Below are 22,654 nucleotides of genomic sequence, written 5' to 3'. Positions count from 1 at the left end.
GTATATTTAAATGGAAGGATTTCACAAGCTTTACTTTCCACCTGTGCAGTATTTTTTATTTCAACAAAAACAGTGTAGAATTAGAACATCATCCTAATTTGCGATATGACAATGACAGAAAAAATGACGATGACGGAAAAAAAGCAAGGCCGTAGAAGTGCCAAAGATGCTGAAGAAACACGTTTTCAGATCATGAGCATCGCGGCGGAGTTGTTCTGTGACCAAGGCTACGATCGTGTTTCATTGCGGAACATCAGTGAAAAAGCCGGTGTTTCCCACAGTTTGATCCGTCATCACTTTGGTAGCAAAGAGAAAATTTGGCACGCTATTAGTGACTGCTTGCATGTGTATTTCCAAGCTTATATAGCCAAAATCATGCAAGAGCTGCCAAAAGATGTCGCACCAAAGATCACCCTGTATCTGTTTTCTATGCGGCTGTTTACCAATATGATTCACGCTCGCAGACCAATACAGCTGATTTCAGACTCGGTGCGACAAGAGGACAACCTAGTTGACTACTTCATCGATAACGTCGGTGACGTCGAGCAAGAGATCAACATGCTTGCTGATGAATACAATGCTGCACACCCAGAACACCCAATCAAGATTTATGAAATTAAATGGCAAATGATCATCTATGCTAACGCTGCCGTGTGCCTAACTCCGCTTATGGAAAGTACATGGAATGAACGTGGTATGGTTGCGACACCAAATGAAGCGCTTATGAACCATTGGCAGATGTTCAACAAACAGATGATCAACACCTACAACGTTGACGAAGAGTGGATTCTTAATCCGACCAGCCTTGAAGAGCTGATCTATGATGTGCCTTGTGTATGGAAGTGCAGCAATGGCGAAATAAGAAGCGCAAAATAAATCGAATAATAATACCAATCGTAGTAAATAATTGCTCACCCTAGCTTGTTAAAATGCTCGATAACTGCGTTAGAATTTTTGATTGTAGAATAACTACTTATCGAAACTCTCTGTTGCAGAAAAACTGCCTTGTTCTCAAGCCTTTTTCCTGCGCTATTTTTGATCACTTACTTACTGTAATTGGTATAAAAAGGCGCCGTGGGAAACAACCCAAGGCGCCTGTTTTTTAACTTATTTTAGTTAACGATTAACGGCGAGCTTTACCACGGTTTTGGTGGATCTTGAGCTTCGCCTTCATCTTACGTTTTTCAGATGAACGGCTCTTACCACGACGACCTGTTCGCTCTGGCTCAACCTCTTCAATCAAGCTAGGCTCAAAGCCCTGCAGCCACTCTTGTGGTAGACGCTTATCAAGCAAACGCTCAATCGCTTCAAGTAAGTACTCTTCATCTCTACTCATTAAAGAAACAGCCAGGCCGGTATTGCCAGCACGACCAGTCCGGCCAATGCGATGAACATAGTCTTCAGCTTTGTAAGGCATATCGTAGTTAACTACCTGTTCCAATTGTTGGATGTCGATACCACGCGCCGCAACATCGGTTGCAATCAAAGCTCGTACTTTGCCTGACTTAAAGTCATCCAGCGCCTTTTGACGAGCACCTTGGCTTTTGTCACCATTGATTGAAGCGGCTTTGATGCCATCTAACTTCAACTCTTTCACCAACGCATCAGTACCTTGTTTGGTCTTAGTAAAGACCAACACCTGCTGCCAGTTTTTGGAGCCGATCAAGTAAGCCAATAGTTCGCTTTTGCGCTTTTTATCCACCGGGTAGACCATCTGCTTTACGGTGTCAGCGGTACTATTGGTTGGCGTTACTTGAATCTCACTTGGAGACTCCATCATACGATGCGCAATAGATTTGATTTTGTTATCAAAAGTCGCAGAGAAGAACAGTGTTTGACGAACATCATTCATACGTTTCAAGATGCGTTTGATGTCTGGCATGAAGCCCATATCAAGCATGCGATCTGCTTCATCAAGCACAAGAACTTCTGTTTGGCTAAGCATGATGTTCTTAGTGAACATATGGTCAATCAAACGCCCTGGCGTAGCAATTAGAATATCCGCGCCCGCTTTTAGATTGTCGGTTTGAACTTTCATACTAGTGCCGCCATAAGCCACCACAATTTTAAGCCCCGTGCCTTCTGCATAGCTGGTTATGTTATCGAAGACTTGCTGTGCGAGTTCGCGCGTTGGTACTAATACCAAAGCTCTCACCAGTTTCGGATTTGGAATCACATTGTCTTGGCTAGCCAACAAACGTTGAATGATTGGTAAACCAAATGCCGCGGTTTTACCCGTACCCGTTTGAGCACCAGCCAGTACGTCTTTACCTTCTAACACGAGTGGGATCGCCTGCTCTTGCACGCTTGTCGGGGTTGTAAAATTTAGCGTCTGTAATGTAGACAGCAACTGATCCGAAAGACCCAATTGTTCAAAAGTTTGGTTTGTATCAGACATAAAATGGTGCTCAAAGTGGAAATAGGCGCGGATTGTAGCAAACCCCAATGGAACTGTTTACCTTTGTCATTAATTTTTCTTTGCTAACATTTCAATTTGCTGTTGCCGATGCTGCCAAGCACGCTCAAGTACGTCCGGATAGAGCTGAATAAAGTGACACTGCAACTTATCATAATTAACAGAGAGGTCATTAAAACACTCTTTCAGTACGCCAAGTCTTGGCCTTCGTAAAGACATTCTCTCTAAGACCACAGAAATTGAATCCATCGATTCGTAACTTTCTAACCAGCGTTGCTGCGACATTTTCTGATGGACCAAAAGAAAATTCTCGGGCCAATGCGCCTCTGAATCTTGGCTTATCTTACTATGTGAATTCTTACAGAATTGTTTAAGTGAAGAGTTAGAATACGTTGACCAGTTTGTGGCTAAACAGTGATCCCAAAAGATATCAAGCGCAATTGGGGCAAAACGCTGGGTCTCTTTTCTGAACAGTGTCTTCGCTTGTTTAGAGATCACATGGGAATCGGTATAACTATCGACAAAACGATGCAGTCGAATACCATCGACTAAGGGCTGAGAATAACGCTTTGAAGGGTCGCCTTTGACAAAATCGCCAAGCAGATTGCCTGCTAAGTCACTACGACAATGGTTTGCGATATGTAGATGGGCAAGAAAGTTCATTGAACCTCATTAAAGTAGAGCCGATTGGAGACATAGTAAACGTACTCCCTAATCTTAGCCAACTTTAATGAGGACGGAGGTTAGTTTGACGAGCTAAACATCTCTTCGGCTAATTGCTGAACTGCCTGTTCGTAATCAGAAAGGTCGATACCAATTTCCATCGCATCTAACAGCTCGAGACTTTCGTCATTAAAATATTGGTCACTCATATTGTGCCCTTCTATTCCTTATCATGGGCTTTCGCCCCTACAACTAAGTGTCTCCATATTGTGTGTTAAATATGACAGATTTATGAAGACACTCCGTGTTTCCCAACAAATTTAATGCGCACTTTCTTGAGCAGCACACCTCTGCTCTAAATCGGCATTCGCGCTATGGGATCCTTATCTCCTAAGTTGGGTCGCGCGTCCACACTATTACTGGTCACATGCAAACTACTCAATCTTTTCTTCATCAAACTATGAATCAGATCATAGATAAACGATTGCATTGCGCATCACACGGATTATACCACCCATATTGTATAATTTAGTTTACAGTGGATATTTAAAGTTACATTTAGTCTTGCATTCATCATAAAAGTCCCACAAAATGGCACCAATCCAATATTATTATTGGCTATAGACAACGAAACTAGTGTATCAGCCAATAAAAAACCACATAACGTAAAGAATTATATACAATGAATAAATCAAAGGTTTTCGGTAGTACTTTGATCATCGCAGGTACCACGATTGGTGCAGGCATGCTCGCACTTCCTCTTGCTTCTGCTGGTATCGGTTTTTCAACTTCACTTCTTCTCATGATCGGCCTGTGGGCACTGATGGCATTCACGGCTCTTCTTATGGTCGAGCTACACCAATTTGCAGAGTCTGACGCAACACTTCACACTTTGGCGCACAACATTCTCGGTAATAAAGGTAAGTGGATAGCGAGCTTTGCTGTAATGTTCCTGTTTTACGCATTGTGTGCTGCCTACATCGCTGGTGGCGGCGCACAGTTTAATCAACGCGTTATGCAGTTAACTGGGCTAGAGATAAGTAACCAACTTACGACACTGCTCTTCACTGTCATCGTTGCGACTGTTGTAACGATTGGTACACACAGTGTTGACAAAGTTAATCGCGTTCTATTTGGCTTAAAGCTAATTGCAATGATACTAGTGCTGAGTTTTCTTGCTCCAAATGTAACCTCTCAATACCTGCTGAGTATGCCATTGCAACAAGGTCTAATTGTCGCTGCGATTCCCGTTGTATTCACATCTTTTGGCTTTCACGGTAGCATCCCCTCTATCGTTCGTTACCTAGATGGCGATGTGCGCTCTCTACGCAAGGTGATGGTAGTGGGTTCAGCATTACCTCTTATCATTTACGTGTTTTGGCAAAGTGTAACGCTAGGTGTAATTAGCCAAGAGCAGCTTTTGAATGACTCTAGCTTAGGTGCGTTATTGGTATCACTTTCTGAAATCGTACAGCAATCCAACCTTAGTATGATTGTGGGTGTCTTTGCCGACTTAGCACTGTTGACATCTTTTATTGGCGTAAGCTTAGGTCTGTTTGAATTTATGGGTGACTCTCTAAATGACAAATTGGGTCAAGGCAAGCGCATAAAAACAGCGCTAGTGACCTTCGTTCCACCACTGATTTTCGCACTGTTTTACCCTCAAGGGTTCATCATGGCACTTGGATACGCAGCAATTGCCCTAGCAGTACTAGCCATTCTGTTGCCTACCGTGATGGTCTACAAAGTCCGTTTTACTCAGCAGCAACCTCAGGACTCAAGCGCTACCACTTACTCCAACGCTACCACTTACCAAGTTGCGGGCGGAAAATTAGCACTATTTATGGCAGGTACTGTTGGTATGATCATCATTGCGATTCAAATTATGATTTCTGGTGGTATTTTGCCTTCACTCGGCTAAATTGATAAATTCATCAAAAATGATTGATCTGGGTTCCAATTATTGAAATTAGTTATCATTTAATTTCAAAAACAATCGACCCAGATCACATTTATATTACGTGCGGTTATTTAAAGTCCTCGATAAAGGAATTATCGTGGAGTTATCATGAAAGAAGTACAGTTTCGAACGATCGACAAACTGTTCATTAAGATGTCGATTAACGACAAGATGTGGGTTATTTTTCTCATATTTTTAGTCGCCCTTGGCAGCGTATCAACGAATACTTACCTCAATCAGCTCAATCACATTGAACAGAATGCAAAGACCATAGCTGAACAACGACTCAAAGGTATGCTAGCTGTTTCTAGCTCCCCAGAGTCAAGTCTGTTAACCCGTTCTTCACGGGCGACTTTGACAGAAACATCAATCAACAATAACGGCTCTGTAACTGCTACTCAACAGGGTCAAGATCGCCAATACTATTCACTTACTCTTCCTGTAGCCGATGTCGCCGAACAGAAGCAAAGCGCACTGAATACTTTCTTACTCAGCTTTTTGTGGTGTGTTCCTTTCGGCATTTTCTGCTACTGGGTTGCAACTTTCATTGGTGGCGCGCTTTGGGTACTTTACTCAACCACAGAAAAGATTGGTGATGGCGACCTAAGCTCTCGCCTTGGTTTCCACCCAGGTCGTGATGAGTTCGGTACAATTGGTTGTGCACTAGACCGATCTATGGACACTTTGAGCGAGCTTGTAAACAGCGTCAATGAAAGTGCAGCGACACTCAGTGAGACGTCCTCTTCATTCGAAGCAGAAGCAAAGCGCAGTGAAACTCAAATTAGCAGCCAACACGCGTCTCTTGACTCGGTTGCAACCGCTATGGACGAGATGACAGCATCTGCTAACGAAGTATCAAACATTGCAGCACGCTCAACCGAACAGACAGAAAACGGCGCTCAAGCGATTAACCAAAGTCACGGTAAAGTGCAACAAGCAATCGCAGAGATTACCACGCTCTCATCTCTGATTGAGCAGGCGTCGTCGTCTGTAACGAGCCTTAACGTTAACACAAGCCAAATCAACGAGGTGATCACCACCATTAATGCCATTTCAGAACAGACTAACCTACTCGCTCTGAACGCGGCTATTGAGGCTGCTCGTGCTGGTGAACAAGGCCGTGGTTTTGCAGTTGTTGCCGATGAAGTTCGTACACTTGCAAGCCGCACTCAATCAGCAACGGTAGAAATCCAAGCAATGATTGAACGCTTACAACAAGAGAGTCAGAATATCGCCAAGATCACAGAGCAGACAGTAGATCAGGCACAGGCAAGCAGTCAGTTGATATCTGATATTGGTGACGACGTAAACGCGATCTCTGATTCAGCTCAAGCCTTAATGGATATGAGTGCACAAATCGCCTCTTCTGCCGACGAGCAAAGCAACGTAGCAAATAATATTGCAGCCGAGTTGAACGACATCCGCAACCAATCCGATGTCATTAAGGAAGTTGCTCAAAACACCTCTAATGGCGTTTCGAATCTAACTCGGGCTTCTATCTCACTGTCAAAGACCTTAGCGAAATACCGAACTTAAGGCTTTGCTTTGATTAGAAACTGAAAAACCAAAGAAGGACTCCTCGGAGTTCTTCTTTTTTACCACTCGTTAGGGACAAGCTCGGGTGTTCGTCCCAGCAATTCCCAAAACAACAAACTGTATAATGATTTGCTAATGTAATATCAATAGCATGAACTCAGTCGCAATTGAGCAAAACTTAAGTAAGAAGCCTGTTTAAAAATTGAGCTTAGAGGTAATCTAATAGAGCGAAGTTATCGCTTTTTGACTTGCTGCAGGTGACATAATGAATAAAACAGACGCACCAACTAATGACATTACATGCCCGCTTTGCCAACATGACGAGTATCTACTTTCAAGCTGTGGAGAGAAATTTACTTGTGCTGCTTGTGGGTTTCACACCAAACAATTTACTAAAATCGTCCGCATCCAACCTAATACTACCCCACCAAAGCACCAGAGTATGGTGTATCAATTGAGCAATGCTTGCCACTGAGCCACGCAGAGATCTCTTCAAGGCTATAGATATCAATAGCAGCTGACTCTTCGGAGTCAGTTTTAGGGCCTCTCACCAAAGTGCTCGGCAAGTTGGGTCTTAAACGGAAAGATTGAATACCGGCTCGAACTCCCGCTTCAATCCCCTTTATTGTATCGTCGACATAAATACATTCATTCGGCAAAAACCCCATGTTCATCGCTGTATACATGATCAAATCAGGCTCTGGTTTCCAACTGTTGGCATCGAACGCCGAAAAGATTTTGCCTTTGAAATCATCAAGCATCCCCGTCATCGCCAAAGAAGATTCAACTCGCTCTTTTGGCGCGTTCGACGCAATACAGAATTCAACACCTTGACTTTTGAGAAACTGTATCAGTTCATTAGCACCATTCATTGGCTTTAAAAATCGCTGAAAAAGAGCCTCAAGTTCTGCGCGGTAAAGTGGTTCTAACATATCGATAGAGATTGAAAGCCCTAAGCGTTGCTGTGTGTCCATTAAAATGTCCGCCAGCTTTCCGCCTTGAAAATGCGCATAACAATCTTCAAGTGACAGAGTAGCATTGAACTGCTCAAAAACGTTAACCAACGCTTGGCAACACAGCTTCTCGCTGTCAATCAATGTTCCATCGCAATCAAATATCACACACTTTACTTGCTCTAATCTCATCGTTACACCACTTACCTAAAGTTCGACTTTCATCCTATAGACATATGGATTTATCAGGCATGACTGAGGTAGCATTTTACTCAAAACCACTTAATTAACTTCGCGAAATATGCGACAGATCACCTTAATAACCCTATTTATAAAATACTTATAGGCATTATCATCCTAAGCTTGCGACAAAAGCAGTCTATTGGGAGGATTTGTTGATAATTTAAACACAAAGACGTGACATTAATGTGAAGTAAAGACAGTTGCTTATCAGTGAACGAGTGGTAATAGCCGGTTATAGCGGGAGCGCACTCCCACTTTTTGTATTAACTTTCCACCCACACCTTGGTATTGGGAGTTATCGAACTTTCTAGTAATGAGACGAGTTGATGAGCAAAACCTATTGTATCCTGCCCCGCTTGGTTAACGATATCCGAAATCAGAACTTCGTCTTCTTCGACAGTAACAATTGCACTGGCTACGACATCAGAACCAAGGGTTCCTATATAAAGTTGATATTCGTCAGACAAGATAATTTGGCTCAAGAACTCAAGGATATGAGTTTTATCGAACTCACTTTCATAAACGCTGGCTTGATTAAGCGAGAATAAAACGGTGAGCTTATGAAAGTCGACTTTGTGAATTTCTTCAATATGGGAAGGAGTTTGATTTGAAGGAAGCAGTTGATAGCTTTTCTTGGCAAGGTTGGCTTGATAAACATCTCGACCAAGCAAACTCTCTTTCGCCGGATAAGCAACATCCACTTGACTTGCCAACCACGCGTTCTTTTTCAGCGCGATTTCAGGTATTTCATTATTCATTCTTTTACTACCTACTTTTAGTATCCCCAAATATCACAATTATTTGGAAGGCATACGGTCGCCTTAGGCGCCGAGCTACAAGCAGAGAGCATACAGAGCATCGTGACTACCAACAAGTACTTTAAATGCTTCATAAATTAAGGTTCTCCCAATACTACCTTTTCGAATAGAGCGAAAAGCTCTACACTCGTATTCAAGCTTTCAATACTCCTTATAGTAATTAGAACTCTATAAATTAAAAGGACTTCTTATGAAAAAAGCCCTAATCGCATTAGGTATTATAACCATGTTGGCTGGTTGTTCAGATAACGAAGTTGGTGACGTATCACTTGGTTTCTTCACTTTGAAAGATATTAAGATCTCTCACCTCGACGATGAAAAAATCCCAGGAGTCACCTGTCACATCGCTTCTATCAAGGCGGATTTCTCACTGGCAGACCCAAGTGACAGCTCGATCTCATGTCGTCAAACGGGCGATATCACTCCTGAGATGATTGCGAAAATAGATAAGAGCGCGTCTGGTGAAGTGGTCTTCAAGCAGTCAAAAAGCATTTTCTTTAAGACAATGAAGGTAAGACGCATTTACGATGCAGACAACCAAACCTTGCTGTATCTGTCTTACACAACCAAGGAGACAGAAGGTAGCTTCAAGCACAGTCTTTCAACTGTTCCACTTTGGGGCACCGATGCTTACATAGAGCCGGCAACATCATCTGAAAAGTAAAAATAAGCCACTCGTTTTCTGCTATCCGCTCACCTGTACACACAATGTACAGGTGAGTCTGAATGTAATAAAAATGAAAGATATTACAAAAAACTGTGATATCATGCGGCAAAATTTTCTCACTGTAATTTTCTTATGAAATTTCCTGGACAGCGCAAATCTAAGCACTACTTCCCTACACACGCCCGTGATCCACTCATCAACCAGATGAAGGAAACGCCAAAACTGTTTCGCCCGATTATTGTTGGTGTTGGTCAAACAATTGTAGATATCGAAGCGCGTGTTTCTGATGAGTTCCTTGCTAAATACGAGCTGAGTAAAGGTCACTCTCTCGTTTTAGAAGAGAGCAAAGCTGATGCCCTATACGAAGAACTTGTAGAGAGCGGTCTAATCACGCATCAATATCCAGGTGATACCATTGGTAATACTCTGCACAATTACTCTGTGCTAGCAGACAGCAAATCGGTACTTCTAGGTGTTATGTCACGTAATATCGAAGTTGGTTCATTTGCATACCGTTACCTATGCCGCACTTCTTCACGTATGAACTTAAACCATCTACAGACAGTCGAAGGCTCTATCGGTCGTTGTTACACCCTTATTTCTGATGATGGTGAGCGTACGTTTGCGATCAACGAAGGTGAAATGAATAACCTGCGTCCAGATAGCATCCCTGAAGATGTATTTGAAAAGGCTTCTGCATTGGTGGTTTCTTCATACCTAATGCGTGGTAAACCAGAAGATCCAATGCCAAAAGCGGTCGCTCGTGCTATCGAGATTGCTAAAGAAAACAACGTGCCAGTGGTACTGACGTTAGGCACTAAGTGGGTAATCGAAGGTAACGCTGAGTGGTGGCAAGACTACATCAAAGAGAATATCTCTATCATTGCGATGAACGAAGAGGAAGGCCAAGCACTAACCGGCGAGAAAGATCCTCTACTTGCAGCTGATAAAGCGCTGGAGTGGGTAGATTTAGTTCTGTGTACGGCAGGTCCTGTTGGCCTATACATGGCAGGTTACACAGACGAGACAGCGAAACGTGAAACTGAGCTGCCTCTTCTTCCAGGAAACATCCCAGAATTTAATAAATATGAATTTAGCCGCGCGATGCGTAAGGCAGACTGTAACAATCCCGTTAAAGTGTACTCTCACATTGGACCTTACCTTGGTGGTCCGCTAGAGATTAAGAACACCAATGGCGCGGGTGATGCTGCATTGTCTGCCCTGCTTCATGATATGGCTGCAAATAGCCACCACTACATGAACGTGCCAAACTCGTCTAAACATGATCAACCTTATATGACTTACTCGTCGCTGTCACAGATCTGTAAGTACGCTAACCGTGTAAGTTACGAAGTTCTAACACAACACTCTCCGCGCCTTGGTCGCGCGCTTCCAGAGCGTGAAGACAGCTTAGAAGAAGCATACTGGGATCGTTAATCACAGGTTCTACGTTTTTCTATTAAGGGTTGCACTATGCAACCCTTTTTATTTTCGACTGACTCAATAGGAGACCTCAGTAACCATGATGAGTTGTCATCACTAGATTTGATCTCGCGCAATGACTCACTAAATCTGGTATCTTCCAGCACATACTTCGCGTGTTTAGCCTTTACATAGTCGATTTATACAGTATTATCGCCACGCAAACGTTTTCGTACCACCTTATCGGTTTCAACATAAGGATTTAATATGCTGTCTGATATTGAAATTTGCCGCTCCTCTTCACTTAAGAACATCCGTAATATTGCTCTCGGTGCGGGCTTAACCACTGAAGAATTCCAACCTATCGGATTGCACAAAGCGAAAGTCTCTTTAGAAAGCCTAAAGCGTCTCGAAGAGAAACCAAAAGGTAAGCTGATCCTTGTTACCGCAATTACACCAACGCCACTTGGTGAAGGGAAAACCGTCACAACAATCGGTTTGAGCCAAGGTTTAGCAGCGATTAATCAGTCAGTAATGGCATGTATTCGTCAACCTTCAATGGGGCCAGTATTTGGGGTCAAAGGCGGTGCTGCGGGCGGTGGTTATTCGCAAGTCGCCCCTATGGAACAATTGAACCTCCATCTTACTGGAGATATTCATTCTGTTACCGCGGCCCATAACCTTGCATCGGCAGCCATCGACGCTCGTTTGTATCATGAGAAGCGAGAAGGAACGGAAGCCTTTGAACAACGCTCTGGCTTAAAAGCGCTCAATATTGACCCTCAACGTGTCGTTTGGCGACGGGTTCTCGATCATAACGATCGTGCTCTACGTATGGTTACCATCGGTCAAAACGAAGACGGTAAAACCATTAATGGCTTTGAGCGTGAAGACGGCTTTGATATTTCAGCTGCCTCAGAGCTTATGGCCATTCTCGCGCTCGCAGAGAACTTACAAGACCTGCGTAAACGCATCGGACGCATTGTATTGGCTTACAATCGAAACGGTGAGCCACTAACAGCTGAAGACTTCCAAGTTGCTGGCGCAATGACAGTGACAATGAAGGATGCTATCGAGCCAACATTAATGCAAACATTAGAAGGCGTCCCTACCCTGATTCACGCAGGCCCCTTTGCCAATATTGCTCATGGTAACTCGTCGATCATTGCTGACAATATCGCCCTCAAGTTGGCAGATTACGTCGTAACTGAAGGTGGTTTCGGTTCTGATATGGGCTTTGAGAAGGCATGCAATATCAAAGCTACTGCCGCCAAACAGTCACCAGACTGCGCAGTGATTGTAGCAACGCTTAGAGGCCTAAAAGCAAATTCGGGGGTGTACGATTTAAGGCCAGGTACACCACTACCTGATTCGATCTTCCACGACGACCCTGATGCTCTTGTAGCGGGTTTTGAAAACCTTAAATGGCATATTGATAACGTTAAGAAATATGGCGTTCCTGTTGTAGTTGCTATCAACCGATTCCCACAAGACTCAGACCAAGAACTCGAGCAACTAGCCACAATGATCCGTGAGTACGACGACACCATATCAGTGGCGGTGAGCGAGGCGTTCGGTAGAGGCGGAGAAGGCGCAACGGATTTAGCCAAAGCGGTCGTCGCAGCTTGCGAAAAACCTGCACAATTTAAGCCCCTGTATACAACAGAACAGTCACTCGAAGAGAAATTGATGGCTGTCGCGGAAGTGGGTTACGGCGCAGCCAGTTTGACGTTGTCTGACAAAGCCAAATCGCAACTGACAGAGTTCAAAAAGCATGGCTTTGACCACCTTTCGGTATGTCTAGCTAAAACACCATTGTCGATTTCGACGGAAGCACATGTTAAAGGCGCCCCAACTCAGTTTGATGTTCCTGTGCGAGAACTCAAACTCTGTGCAGGTGCAGGATTTGTTTATGCGTTATGTGGGAACGTAATGACCATGCCAGGGCTTCCTGATAGACCAGCGTTTATGTCTTTAGATATTAACGAGCATGGCGAAATTACAGGCTTAAGTTAGCGTTTATAGGCGCTTGAAACAGCAAATTGCAGGTTATCGTCACGGTGAGTGTAAGATAACCTGAAATTTGCACACAAAAGCAACAAATTGCACACATACCTCTCACCTAGGAGATCGAGCTCTTAAGTTCTGGGTAAAGATCACATTAATACCCCCATGAAATCTATAGTATTGCGCTGATTCTTTGGGGAATGTAATGAAAGTAAGCATAAAAAGACTCTTAGGCCAATTTCTCTGTACTCTCCTAGCCCTCGGAATAGTTCCCGCTTTATACATCAACTCCGAATTTGATCGCATAAAAGCGCAATACGACACGAACATTAAACAGGCTAGCCAAAATCAAATTGAATACAGTTTTCACGAACTGGGTTTAGTCATGCGTGAAGTTTCTAACACCATTCCTGCCATTGCTGAATCATCCACGCTCAAACGTGCTGTACAATCAGCTTCAACCGATAGCATCCAAGCTCTACAAGATCTCTGGCTGATGTTGGCCAATGGGCAAAAATACTACTCTCAACTTCGCTACCTCGACCTTGAAGGCAACGAAACAATACGCATCAACTATCACGACGGAAAAGCCGGCGTTGTTCCTGAGAGTGAGCTGCAAAACAAGGCGTCCCGCGACTATTTCACTGCAGTGCAGCAGTTAAAAGTCGGCGAGATAGCGTCTTTTGGTATCGACTTAGAGTATCAAAACGGTGAACCAGTGACGCCCCTGCTTCCTACACTACGAGTCATGACTCCAGTTGCAATAGAAGGTCGTATTGTTGGCTACTTCATTGTCAACTTGAACATGGTAGAAATATACGAACGACTTCAATACACCTTTGGCTCTTCGCTGGCACAACCCATCTTGATTAACGGCTCAGGCCATATATTGATGTCTCCAGTTCCAGACCAAGCCTTTGGTCATCTTATTGATGCTCGTGCAGACAAAACCTACGCTGTGACTCATCCAGAGCTTTGGAACGAGATTCGACAGCAACGTAGTGACAGTTATTTTGATGGTACAGATTGGTATTTCTACGAGGATATCAGCCCTAGTATTGAACAGCTAGAAGGGCCTGTATATATGGTGTTGCACGTTGATAATCAACAACTTCGTGAGCAATACCAAAATGAATATACAGCAATCATCATTCAGCTAGCCACTCTTTCGATACTCATCTCAATCGTCTCTGGTGCTTTTGTCGCTTGGAACATCAACCATAAGAAGAACAGTATTGAGAGCCAACTGGCTAAAGCGGCCATGAACGGCATGTCTGCGTTGGTTATTACAGACAGAAACAATCGCATCATTAAGGTTAATCGCGAATTTACTCGTATGAGCGGCTATACCTTAGAAGAGGTCAAAGGCAAACAGCCTTCAATGTTCGCTTCTGGGAAGAATAATCAAGAGTTCTACATGCGTATGTGGGCGATCATTAATGAGCGCGGTATGTGGGAGGGCGAAGTGATCAACCGTCGCAAAGACGGCTCTCTGATTACGGAAATCTTAAGAATTCAGACGATCAAAGATTCAAACAATGTCATTCAGTTCTACGTTGCGTCATTTGTCGATATCAGCAAACGCAAAGAGCTAGAAAACAAACTGCGTAACCTAAGTGAAAAAGACGGTCTGGCTGGTTGTTGGAATCGCCGAAAATTTGATGAAGAGCTGCGTGATGAGTGTAACCGCGTCGCCCGCTACCCTGAGTTTGAACAATCTTGTTTAGCCATTATCGACATTGACCACTTCAAACGTATCAATGATACTTTTGGGCATGACTATGGCGATAAGGTGATTCAAGTCGTCGCTGGAGTGTTACAAAGAGAGTGTCGTGAAACCGATTTTGTAGCGCGTATTGGCGGTGAAGAGTTTGGTATTGTACTTCCTCATACTAAGCCAAACGAAGCTTACAGTGTGCTGAATCGTCTGAGGGTTGCAATATCGCTGGAGTTTGATGACCAAGTCACGGTCAGTGGTGGCGTAACCAATCTAACTCATGACTCTAAACTCAGCTACAAATGCGCAGACTTGGCGCTGTATGAAGCGAAAGCAAATGGAAGAAATACCATCTGCCTGTTCCTTGACAGTGAAATGGAGCAAATCGCTTAGCATATCAATAGCTAGACATAAATATGGCTCTTACTGATCGTCTCCAATTTCAGGAAATAGAAGTAATAGCCATTTTTAGCTCGCCTCAATGGTATTAATACTGATTACTTCATTCCAAAGTAATCGTATCAATCAGGCCTTGGATAGAACATCAATTGCTCACCTTTGACGACCATAATGCAGTCCATATTCGCCGCGTGAGCCGCTTGTTTCCCCAGATCCGTGTCTTCAAATACAACACATTGATCGGGTGACAAGCCCATTCCTCTACATGCATCTAAAAAAGTATCAGGGTTAGGTTTGTGACGCTCAACATCGGTTGCGGTAACCAAGGCGTCTAACTTAGGCAAAATATCAGTCTTAGTAAGCAGGCTTTCTGCACTTTTACGCTGACTACCCGTTCCCACCGCCAGTCGTTTTTCTCCATAATGCTCTAACAATAAATCATGGGTACACGAGATCACATTGCCTTTATTTTCAATACTAGAAAACGCTTCCATCTTAAATGCCGACACCGCTTTCGGATCCAAACTCAAACCGTATTTTGCGTTTACTTCGCCCGCTATCTTGTAGCTCGGCATACCACCTAGGCTATGTAACCAAGACGCTTCAAATTCAAATCCAAAATGATTAGCCGTTTGCTGCCACGCTTGGATATGTGCCGGCATGGTATCAATCAGGGTACCATCCATATCGAAAATTAAGCCTTCGTACTTCGTTAGATCAATCGTCATCGCTTTGTCACTCTAAAATAAAACTACTGCTACCATACCCAATTACGAGTATCATGAGCCAACATTTTTTTACATTTATCAATTTAATATTTATCAATCGTTATGCTGCAAATATCGAATAACGTCTCAATACAAGCTTGGGAGATTCAACTTACCGCAATTCGTGCTCAAGGTTCTGGCGGGCAAAATGTGAACAAAGTATCTAGTGCCATCCATCTGCGCTTTGATATCCATCGTTCTACCCTACCTGATTTTTACAAAGAGAGACTATTAGCGTTAAAAGACAGCCGTGTCACTACAGAGGGTGTGATCATCATTAAAGCGCAACAGTTCAGAACACAAGAACAGAACAGAGAGGATGCGCTCAATAGGCTAAAGGCCTTGATCCTAGAAGCAACAAAAGTGACCAAGACTAGACGTGCTACCAAACCGACTAAATCTTCTCAGAAGAAGCGCTTAGAAAAGAAAAAACAGCGTAGTAACACCAAGCAGCTGCGTGGCCGAGTAAATTAAGCGATATTTGGATCGCCCACTTTAGTATAGCCGTAAAGATTACTGCTCTTTCGTTAAGGATAAGATCAGCTTTATCAACAGCTTTCTTTGCTTGTCCGTTAGGAGTCTAGACACGGCTGCTACATCATTAACCGTCGTTTGACTTGCGTCTAAAGTATCCATCACAAGATCTAAATCTGATATCGCTAGCGATCGCGTTAACGATCGATACTGCGACATTTTGATATCGGCTTCGCCCCTTTCAATCCTCTGATATGTTTTCAAACTCATCCCGGCCATCGACGAGAGTTTTTCTTGCGAAAGGTTGGCTCGTTTTCTTCGTTCAACAATTGCCATCACTATGGGTTCATTCGACATACTCTTACCCCTGAAAAGACACCTATGTCCTATTTTCAGCAAAAAGCAGACCAAATTGGGTATAAACTATTTACATAAACGCACAGTGGCATATGATGCGGCACCTAAAATATATTATTTTTCAATCAACTTGCGTTAGTTAATAAATTTGGCGCAAGAAACAAACAAACTAAAATAACTCTTGGGAAGACCAAATAAATTGCAAAATGCAAAAACTAGCGATGCAAAAAACGACATTGCAGATCGCTTCAGAATAATATTTCCCTGTATTAAACAGTTGCTAGACACTCGTAACCCAATCGCAGAAATCACCGCAGTTCAATTTCGACTGCTCACTTGCAAGGAGTTACTACTTCACAGCCACAGCCTAACTAAAGCAGAGGTGGACAAAGGCTTTAATTCACTGACACCAGAAGAGAAAAAGATCGCTCGATTAGGTGTTTTACACATAGACAAAGCGATCTTAGAAATTGATGAGTTATTGGAAAGGTTATCGTCCAGAACTTCGTAAGATTCGAATAGAGTGAGTTCTTCTTAACCCTAATACAAGAAGAACTCCAAGCCATAGCGTAGACAACACTCCGCCCGCTTCACTTGAGCCACTCTCCGACTGAATGGTTCCATGCTGATTTAAATAAGTCGTGCGTTGTAAATCGCTTGATGTTGCTCGTGGTGTTTCAGAGCCACTAAGCACGCTGTTAATCCACAAACGATAGTCATAAATTTCAGTAAACACAGAAGTCGCTCCAGCATTTGGATCCCCACATTGACTTGGACCGAAACTAGTAATACCTACCTGAACGTAGCTTGAACCATCTTTCCAATATACCGGACCACCCGAATCCCCTTGGCACGTTCCTCCACGTAACTGCGTAAAAGAGCTAAAATCGCCATCAAAACATATCTGTCTATCAGTGATTGCTGAACCATTGGTAAAGACAGTTCGACACACCGAGTTGCTAACTAAGTTAAGGTCAACTTGCTGGAGTCGCGTTGTTGCATCAAAGCCTGAAGACGTATCACCATGACCTATCGCCACGAATTCGGGTGCACCAAACGTGCTTCGGTAGGCCTCACTGCTTGGACGCTTAACAATATCGTTCACTGTATCAATGTTCATCGCTTCCGATAACTTTAGAATTGCGATATCGTTTGCCAGCAGTTGGCTCAGCCTGTTGTCGTAATCGTTTCGATAATAGATTTCAGTGACGCGGTAACGTTGAATGTTGCCGAAAGGGTAGTCATTTACGTTTTCGAGTTGAGGTACAACGGTAGTAAACAACTGTGCAGCTTCGTTACCATAGATACAGTGAGCAGCAGTAAGTACATGGTATTGGTCGAGAATCGTCGCACCGCAATATGGATTACTTGAATAGAAGTTATCGTATTCGAGGCTATCGATAAAAAGAGCAGCTATAGAGGGAAAATCCGACACCGAAGCATTACTGCCGTTAACAATATAAGGGGTAATCTCAATATTGGATTCTAAATTGGCATTGGGTGGAGTGATTGTGTCTGTGGTATCCGCACACACAGCAAAACTTCCGATCAGAGGAAGTGCGCCTGCCATTATCCATTTCTTCGATAGTGCGCTTTTCATTTCCACTCTCCTACACCTTCAGGATACACTTATTGAATACCCTTCAGTATAGCGGCTTAAATTGTAAAACATTAACTAATCTAACGATCAGATGTCGATCATCCTCATGATGTTCAATAAGTTAGACAAAAACAAAACCCCTTATTATCGACCAGATAAACATTGGGATAATAAGGGGTCAAAGAAAACAATCAGTTAATAATATTGATGATTAGCCACGGTAGTAGCGCTGAGGTACGAATGGCATTTTTTCTACTGTCATTGGTAGTTTCTTACCACGAACTTCAGCAAAGACTTCTGTACCAATAGCAGCAAGATCAGTGCGAACGTACGCCATTGAAACCGGCTTACCCGCGTTAGGACCAGCAGTACCACTCGTTACCACACCGACTTTATTGCCTTCAGCATCAAACAGCTCAGCACCTTCACGTACGGGGGCTTTAGTTTGACCAACTAAACCAACACGTTTGCGTTGCACGTCTTTGGTCGCGATTTGCTCAAGAATGATATCAGCACCAGGGAAACCGCCAGCACGCTCACCGTCAGTACGACGAACTTTTTGAATGCCCCATAGTAGGCTTGCTTCTACCGGTGTCGTTGTTGTATCTAAATCGTGACCGTATAGACACAGGCCACACTCTAGACGCAGTGAATCGCGAGCACCAAGGCCAATCCATTCTACTTCAGCTTCTGCGGTCAGCTTGCGAGCAAGTGCTTCAGCGTGCTCATTTGGAACTGAGATTTCGTAACCATCTTCACCCGTGTAACCACTGCGACTTACTATGCACTCAACACCATCGATGTCGACTTTTTGCACGTCCATGAAAAGCATATCCGCGACGCTTGGTTGGAAACGAGCCAGTACTTCAGATGCCTTAGGACCTTGTAATGCAAGTAGAGCACGGTCGTCGATCACTTCAAGCTCTACATCACTTGGAAGGTGCGCGGTTAGGTGGTCGATGTCTTGTGTTTTGCAAGCCGCGTTGACCACAACGAACAAATGGTCACCTAGATTAGCTACCATAAGATCGTCCATGATACCGCCTTGCTCATTGGTAAAGAACGCATAACGCTGCTTACCAGAAGGCAGGTCGATGATGTCTACTGGAACTAGCGTCTCTAGAGCCGCTGCTGCATTCTCACCGTGAAGACGCAACTGGCCCATGTGAGAAACATCAAACAGACCTGCTGCGTCACGCGTGTGTAAGTGCTCTTTCTTAACCCCGAGTGGGTATTGAACTGGCATATCGTAGCCAGCGAAAGGAACCATCTTTGCACCAACTTCTACGTGCAGGGCATGTAGAGGTGTTTTTAACAGGTCTTGAGTTGCTTGTTCTTGAGTCATTTTATTCTCCATGAAGCGTTGCAGGTATCCAACATCGACGCTGCCGCTTATATCTCTATGTAGAGTTGCTCTCTATCTTTCACCTAAGATAAGAACCGTTAGAAAGTAGGAAGTGGCGATATGGCCTCAATCTATGGATTTTCTATATGAGAAGAGTGCTCTGTATAGAAAATCCAAAAAATAGCGAAATAGACACATTCGGCCGCCTTCCAATAATTCACTTCAGTAAACATCAATCAACATGAGTAAACCGTGTTCACTATAGTAAACAAGCCTGAATCAGTTTTACACCCTTAACAAGATCAAAACAGTCCAAAATGTGACATTTAACAATTTGAAAACAAATATTGTAGATACAAAAAAGCGTGATATTGATGTTTTTACCATCGATATCACGCCAATTGAAAGACGTTCGCCACAAAAGCAAACGTTTGCCTTCACTATAGGAAATTTAAAAACTATCCAGTTATTTTGCAGTCACCCACAGAATCAGAGCATCTTCAGTGCTAGTTGAGATAAGCATATGCCCCATATTGGCATCATAATACATGCTATCCCCTTCACTCATCGGGATAGGCTCATAGAATTCTGAGTAGAACATGATGTCACCCGAAATGACCATAAGAAACTCTTCACCATCATGGCGTACCCAATCATTATACTCCTCGAACGCGCGCGCTCTAACGCGGCTCTTAAATGGCATCATCTTCTTGTTCGATAATTCCGTTGCTAATAGCTCATGTTCGTAAGTGGGAGTTGGATGCGGTTTTCCTTCTCCCGCTTTGGTTAGATCACGACGACCAGTGGCGACTTTTTTTCTTGGTGGCTCAAAGAGTTGGGGCATATCTATCTGCAAACCCATCGCTAGCTTTTGCATTGCTTGGAAGGTAGGAGATATCTGCTCATTTTCAATCTTGCTGAGCGTGGAACGCGCAAGGCCAGTTCTTTGGCTCGCTTCTTCTAATGTAATACCCAATTTGCTACGGATATCTTTAATGCGCTGTCCTAATTTTAACGGCTCAATATTTTGGTCTGGCGTCTCTTTCGCCAGTGTCAAAGATGGGTACTCATCATAGATGTCTTCTGACATAGGTCCCTCGTTTTATTTCTGCATCCTGTCTATAGAATTCATTGTTGCATGAAGCGCTTTGTTGATTAAAGACCACGCAACAAAATAAAGCGTGCTCCGAGTAGCAAAACAAGAAAATCTGTTTCCTATTGGAAATTTTTATTGAAAATTGGATTTAACGACGCTATGTTATCGACTTGTTAGATGAAGAGATGCTACTTCAGCTTGCATTAAATGACAGATTTAACATTTAAGGCGGCTGTTTTTACCCCACTTTTGGGGAACCAATTTCGCACTGCATTGACCCTACGTTTGGTCGTTAGCGCACAATATTTAAGGCTTAACACCAAATTGGACGCAAACGATTACGATGCAGAAACCAACGCAAGACCTAATGGACACATAAAAACAATATCCATTAGTTAATTGAAAGGTCTCGACAATGAACAACGCATACCAAAACCATAGCTTAGACAGTTTTTTCTCTACTAACCTATCGGCAACTGACGACGCAGTATTCGCAGGAATCCAGGCGGAAAACGCACGTCAAAACGAACAAATCGAGCTAATTGCTTCTGAGAACATCGTGTCTAAAGCAGTTATGCAAGCTCAAGGCACTTGCCTAACCAACAAATATGCTGAAGGTTATCCTGGTCGTCGTTACTACGGCGGTTGTGAACACGTAGATACAGTAGAAGCGATCGCGATTGAGCGCGCTAAGAAACTGTTTAACTGTGAATACGCTAACGTTCAACCTCACTCTGGCGCACAAGCAAATGGCGCTGTAAAACTGGCTCTTTTACAGCCAGGCGATACTATTTTAGGCATGTCTCTTGACGCAGGCGGCCACTTAACTCACGGCGCACGCCCTGCTCTTTCTGGTAAATGGTTCAACGCAGTTCAGTACGGTGTAAACCGTGACACACTAGAAATTGATTATGATGCAGTACGCGAACTGGCCGTTGAACATAAACCAAAAATGATCATTGCTGGTGGTAGCGCGATCCCACGTACTATCGACTTTGCTAAATTCCGTGAAATCGCGGATGAAGTTGGCGCACTACTGATGGTCGATATGGCACACATTGCGGGTCTTATCGCGACAGGTGCGCACCCTAGCCCACTTCCTCACGCTCACGTTGTAACCACAACGACGCACAAAACACTGCGTGGTCCACGTGGCGGTATGATTCTGACTAACCACGAAGAGATCAACAAGAAGATCAACTCTGCGGTATTCCCAGGTCTTCAAGGTGGCCCTCTAATGCACGTTATTGCGGCTAAAGCCGTCGCTTTCGGTGAGGCTCTAGGTCCAGAATTCAATACTTATATCGATTCAGTGATCAACAACGCAAAAGTTCTTGCTGAAGTATTGCAAACTCGCGGTTGTGACATTGTGACAGGCGGAACAGATACACATCTGATGCTGGTTGACCTTCGCCCTAAAGGTTTGAAAGGTAATGTAACCGAAGAAGCATTGGAGCGTGCCGGGATCACATGTAACAAAAACGGCATCCCATTCGATACAGAAAAACCTATGATTACATCTGGTATTCGTTTAGGAACACCTGCTGGGACTAGCCGTGGTTTTGGCGCTGAAGAATTCAAACTCATCGGTGAGTGGATCGGCGATGTACTTGATGGTCTTGTTGAAAGCCCAGAAGGTAACGCTGAAGTTGAGCAACGCGTTCGCAAGCAAGTTAAAGAGCTGTGCAAGCGCTTCCCGCTTTACCGTTAATAGAACACTTTTTATTTTATAAATTAACACCTCATAAATTTTTGGAGAACAAGCAATGGACAATACACTTAAGTTTGCAGACAGCCACGAGTGGGTTAAAGACAACGGTGACGGTACTGTAACTATCGGTATTTCTGAGCACGCTCAAGAGATGCTAGGTGACGTTGTATTCGTTGACCTGCCAGAAACAGAAGACGAAATCGAAGCAGGTGAAAGCTTCTCTCTAGTAGAGTCTGTAAAAGCAGCATCTGACATCTACGCTCCTATCACTGGTGAAATCGTTGAAATCAACGAAGAGCTAGAAGATAGCCCAGAGCTAATCAACGAAGAACCTTATGAAGGTGGTTGGATTGTTAAAGTGAAGATGGCTGACGCGTCTGAACTAGACAACCTAAAAGATGCAGAAGAATACCTAAATTCAATCGACGAAGATTAATTAGGTAACCCGTATACGATAAAGCTGCTCTTTGAAGCAGCTTAATTTTAGGGGCTTGCTCACAGCC

General features: G+C 43.6%; 21 protein-coding genes. 11 read left to right on the top strand and 10 right to left on the bottom strand.

Features of this window, described 5'->3' with window-relative positions; translation table 11 throughout:
* Positions 1-129: 129 nt before the first annotated feature.
* Entirely contained in the window at positions 130-876 is a 747-nt protein-coding gene (locus vsple_RS14860; RefSeq protein WP_261884035.1) for a TetR/AcrR family transcriptional regulator, read from the top strand.
* A gap of 247 nt (positions 877-1,123) precedes the next feature.
* Here the strand turns inward: vsple_RS14860 and vsple_RS14855 are convergent, their stop codons facing one another.
* The 3 genes from vsple_RS14855 to vsple_RS14845 all read right to left on the bottom strand — a co-directional run bounded on the left by vsple_RS14855 (position 1,124) and on the right by vsple_RS14845 (position 3,288).
* Entirely contained in the window at positions 1,124-2,398 is a 1,275-nt protein-coding gene (locus tag vsple_RS14855; protein WP_261883668.1) for a DEAD/DEAH box helicase, read from the bottom strand.
* A 69-nt stretch (positions 2,399-2,467) separates the two neighbouring features.
* Positions 2,468-3,079 carry an acyl carrier protein phosphodiesterase gene (locus vsple_RS14850; protein ID WP_261883667.1) on the bottom strand — a complete coding sequence of 204 codons (612 nt, stop codon included), beginning with the start codon at positions 3,077-3,079 and terminating at the stop codon, positions 2,468-2,470.
* Positions 3,080-3,159: 80 nt separating this feature from the next.
* On the bottom strand, positions 3,160-3,288 hold the full coding sequence (locus tag vsple_RS14845; RefSeq protein ID WP_255231879.1) for a hypothetical protein: 129 nt from the start codon (positions 3,286-3,288) through the stop codon (positions 3,160-3,162).
* 473 nt (positions 3,289-3,761) lie between these two features.
* Between vsple_RS14845 and vsple_RS14840 the strand changes: the two genes are divergently transcribed.
* Both vsple_RS14840 and vsple_RS14835 read left to right on the top strand, forming a co-directional pair.
* Positions 3,762-5,000 (top strand): aromatic amino acid transporter, encoded by a 1,239-nt coding sequence (locus vsple_RS14840; RefSeq protein ID WP_261883666.1) that lies wholly within the window; start codon positions 3,762-3,764, stop codon positions 4,998-5,000.
* A gap of 147 nt (positions 5,001-5,147) precedes the next feature.
* A complete protein-coding gene (locus tag vsple_RS14835) occupies positions 5,148-6,575 on the top strand; it encodes a methyl-accepting chemotaxis protein (RefSeq protein WP_261883665.1) in 1,428 nt (475 codons plus the stop codon).
* 419 nt (positions 6,576-6,994) lie between these two features.
* On the opposite strand, the gene vsple_RS14830 is transcribed toward vsple_RS14835, so the two are convergent.
* Complete coding sequence (locus vsple_RS14830; RefSeq protein ID WP_255231882.1) at positions 6,995-7,720, bottom strand: HAD-IA family hydrolase; 726 nt, start codon at positions 7,718-7,720, stop codon at positions 6,995-6,997.
* A 314-nt stretch (positions 7,721-8,034) separates the two neighbouring features.
* Entirely contained in the window at positions 8,035-8,529 is a 495-nt protein-coding gene (locus vsple_RS14825) for a hypothetical protein (RefSeq protein ID WP_255231883.1), read from the bottom strand.
* A 250-nt stretch (positions 8,530-8,779) separates the two neighbouring features.
* Here vsple_RS14825 and vsple_RS14820 point away from each other — a divergent pair, with 250 nt between their 5' ends.
* The 4 genes from vsple_RS14820 to vsple_RS14805 all read left to right on the top strand — a co-directional run bounded on the left by vsple_RS14820 (position 8,780) and on the right by vsple_RS14805 (position 14,795).
* On the top strand, positions 8,780-9,253 hold the full coding sequence (locus vsple_RS14820; protein WP_255231884.1) for a CreA family protein: 474 nt from the start codon (positions 8,780-8,782) through the stop codon (positions 9,251-9,253).
* A 135-nt stretch (positions 9,254-9,388) separates the two neighbouring features.
* Positions 9,389-10,693 carry an inosine/guanosine kinase gene (locus vsple_RS14815; RefSeq protein WP_255231885.1) on the top strand — a complete coding sequence of 435 codons (1,305 nt, stop codon included), beginning with the start codon at positions 9,389-9,391 and terminating at the stop codon, positions 10,691-10,693.
* A 252-nt stretch (positions 10,694-10,945) separates the two neighbouring features.
* Positions 10,946-12,694 carry a formate--tetrahydrofolate ligase gene (locus tag vsple_RS14810; RefSeq protein ID WP_261883664.1) on the top strand — a complete coding sequence of 583 codons (1,749 nt, stop codon included), beginning with the start codon at positions 10,946-10,948 and terminating at the stop codon, positions 12,692-12,694.
* A gap of 196 nt (positions 12,695-12,890) precedes the next feature.
* A complete protein-coding gene (locus vsple_RS14805; protein ID WP_261883663.1) occupies positions 12,891-14,795 on the top strand; it encodes a sensor domain-containing diguanylate cyclase in 1,905 nt (634 codons plus the stop codon).
* Between the two features lie 128 nt (positions 14,796-14,923).
* Here the strand turns inward: vsple_RS14805 and vsple_RS14800 are convergent, their stop codons facing one another.
* Positions 14,924-15,529, bottom strand: a complete 606-nt coding sequence (locus vsple_RS14800; RefSeq protein WP_261883662.1) for a beta-phosphoglucomutase family hydrolase — start codon at positions 15,527-15,529, stop codon at positions 14,924-14,926.
* 102 nt (positions 15,530-15,631) lie between these two features.
* Between vsple_RS14800 and arfB the strand changes: the two genes are divergently transcribed.
* The gene (gene arfB, locus vsple_RS14795) at positions 15,632-16,042 is read left to right on the top strand and encodes an alternative ribosome rescue aminoacyl-tRNA hydrolase ArfB (RefSeq protein ID WP_261883661.1); all 411 of its coding nucleotides are present in this window, start codon (positions 15,632-15,634) and stop codon (positions 16,040-16,042) included.
* 39 nt (positions 16,043-16,081) lie between these two features.
* Here arfB and vsple_RS14790 read toward each other — a convergent pair whose 3' ends face one another.
* The gene (locus vsple_RS14790) at positions 16,082-16,399 is read right to left on the bottom strand and encodes a helix-turn-helix domain-containing protein (protein ID WP_261883660.1); all 318 of its coding nucleotides are present in this window, start codon (positions 16,397-16,399) and stop codon (positions 16,082-16,084) included.
* Between the two features lie 199 nt (positions 16,400-16,598).
* Between vsple_RS14790 and vsple_RS14785 the strand changes: the two genes are divergently transcribed.
* Positions 16,599-16,910 carry a hypothetical protein gene (locus vsple_RS14785; RefSeq protein WP_261883659.1) on the top strand — a complete coding sequence of 104 codons (312 nt, stop codon included), beginning with the start codon at positions 16,599-16,601 and terminating at the stop codon, positions 16,908-16,910.
* On the opposite strand, the gene vsple_RS14780 is transcribed toward vsple_RS14785, so the two are convergent.
* From vsple_RS14780 to vsple_RS14770, 3 genes are all read right to left on the bottom strand, one after another.
* A complete protein-coding gene (locus vsple_RS14780) occupies positions 16,890-17,999 on the bottom strand; it encodes a S1 family peptidase (protein WP_261883658.1) in 1,110 nt (369 codons plus the stop codon). The two genes, vsple_RS14785 and vsple_RS14780, sit on opposite strands and share 21 nt — an antisense overlap.
* A gap of 211 nt (positions 18,000-18,210) precedes the next feature.
* The gene (gcvT, locus tag vsple_RS14775) at positions 18,211-19,344 is read right to left on the bottom strand and encodes a glycine cleavage system aminomethyltransferase GcvT (protein ID WP_255231893.1); all 1,134 of its coding nucleotides are present in this window, start codon (positions 19,342-19,344) and stop codon (positions 18,211-18,213) included.
* Between the two features lie 466 nt (positions 19,345-19,810).
* Positions 19,811-20,434: a helix-turn-helix domain-containing protein gene (locus tag vsple_RS14770; protein ID WP_261883657.1), complete on the bottom strand. Its 624-nt coding sequence runs from the start codon at positions 20,432-20,434 to the stop codon at positions 19,811-19,813.
* Positions 20,435-20,855: 421 nt separating this feature from the next.
* On the opposite strand from vsple_RS14770, the gene vsple_RS14765 reads away from it, so the two are divergent.
* Positions 20,856-22,151 (top strand): serine hydroxymethyltransferase, encoded by a 1,296-nt coding sequence (locus vsple_RS14765; protein WP_255231895.1) that lies wholly within the window; start codon positions 20,856-20,858, stop codon positions 22,149-22,151.
* A gap of 55 nt (positions 22,152-22,206) precedes the next feature.
* Positions 22,207-22,587 carry a glycine cleavage system protein GcvH gene (gene gcvH, locus vsple_RS14760; RefSeq protein WP_239839938.1) on the top strand — a complete coding sequence of 127 codons (381 nt, stop codon included), beginning with the start codon at positions 22,207-22,209 and terminating at the stop codon, positions 22,585-22,587.
* Positions 22,588-22,654: the final 67 nt, after the last annotated feature.

The organism is Vibrio pelagius (genome assembly GCF_024347575.1).
GTDB classification, from domain to species: domain Bacteria; phylum Pseudomonadota; class Gammaproteobacteria; order Enterobacterales; family Vibrionaceae; genus Vibrio; species Vibrio pelagius.
Note: the sequence above shows the minus strand (reverse complement) of the source record. Positions and strands in the feature narration are given on the sequence as shown.

Bases quoted from the DNA above. Each gene is read 5' to 3' on its own strand.
- vsple_RS14860 (WP_261884035.1), top strand. From the start codon at position 130: ATGACGGAAAAAAAGCAAGGCCGTAGAAGTGCCAAAGATGCTGAAGAA.
- vsple_RS14855 (WP_261883668.1), bottom strand. From the start codon at position 2,398: ATGTCTGATACAAACCAAACTTTTGAACAATTGGGTCTTTCGGATCAG.
- vsple_RS14850 (WP_261883667.1), bottom strand. From the start codon at position 3,079: ATGAACTTTCTTGCCCATCTACATATCGCAAACCATTGTCGTAGTGAC.
- vsple_RS14845 (WP_255231879.1), bottom strand. From the start codon at position 3,288: ATGAGTGACCAATATTTTAATGACGAAAGTCTCGAGCTGTTAGATGCG.
- vsple_RS14840 (WP_261883666.1), top strand. From the start codon at position 3,762: ATGAATAAATCAAAGGTTTTCGGTAGTACTTTGATCATCGCAGGTACC.
- vsple_RS14835 (WP_261883665.1), top strand. From the start codon at position 5,148: ATGAAAGAAGTACAGTTTCGAACGATCGACAAACTGTTCATTAAGATG.
- vsple_RS14830 (WP_255231882.1), bottom strand. From the start codon at position 7,720: ATGAGATTAGAGCAAGTAAAGTGTGTGATATTTGATTGCGATGGAACA.
- vsple_RS14825 (WP_255231883.1), bottom strand. From the start codon at position 8,529: ATGAATAATGAAATACCTGAAATCGCGCTGAAAAAGAACGCGTGGTTG.
- vsple_RS14820 (WP_255231884.1), top strand. From the start codon at position 8,780: ATGAAAAAAGCCCTAATCGCATTAGGTATTATAACCATGTTGGCTGGT.
- vsple_RS14815 (WP_255231885.1), top strand. From the start codon at position 9,389: ATGAAATTTCCTGGACAGCGCAAATCTAAGCACTACTTCCCTACACAC.
- vsple_RS14810 (WP_261883664.1), top strand. From the start codon at position 10,946: ATGCTGTCTGATATTGAAATTTGCCGCTCCTCTTCACTTAAGAACATC.
- vsple_RS14805 (WP_261883663.1), top strand. From the start codon at position 12,891: ATGAAAGTAAGCATAAAAAGACTCTTAGGCCAATTTCTCTGTACTCTC.
- vsple_RS14800 (WP_261883662.1), bottom strand. From the start codon at position 15,529: ATGACGATTGATCTAACGAAGTACGAAGGCTTAATTTTCGATATGGAT.
- arfB (WP_261883661.1), top strand. From the start codon at position 15,632: ATGCTGCAAATATCGAATAACGTCTCAATACAAGCTTGGGAGATTCAA.
- vsple_RS14790 (WP_261883660.1), bottom strand. From the start codon at position 16,399: ATGTCGAATGAACCCATAGTGATGGCAATTGTTGAACGAAGAAAACGA.
- vsple_RS14780 (WP_261883658.1), bottom strand. From the start codon at position 17,999: ATGAAAAGCGCACTATCGAAGAAATGGATAATGGCAGGCGCACTTCCT.
- gcvT (WP_255231893.1), bottom strand. From the start codon at position 19,344: ATGACTCAAGAACAAGCAACTCAAGACCTGTTAAAAACACCTCTACAT.
- vsple_RS14770 (WP_261883657.1), bottom strand. From the start codon at position 20,434: ATGTCAGAAGACATCTATGATGAGTACCCATCTTTGACACTGGCGAAA.
- vsple_RS14765 (WP_255231895.1), top strand. From the start codon at position 20,856: ATGAACAACGCATACCAAAACCATAGCTTAGACAGTTTTTTCTCTACT.
- gcvH (WP_239839938.1), top strand. From the start codon at position 22,207: ATGGACAATACACTTAAGTTTGCAGACAGCCACGAGTGGGTTAAAGAC.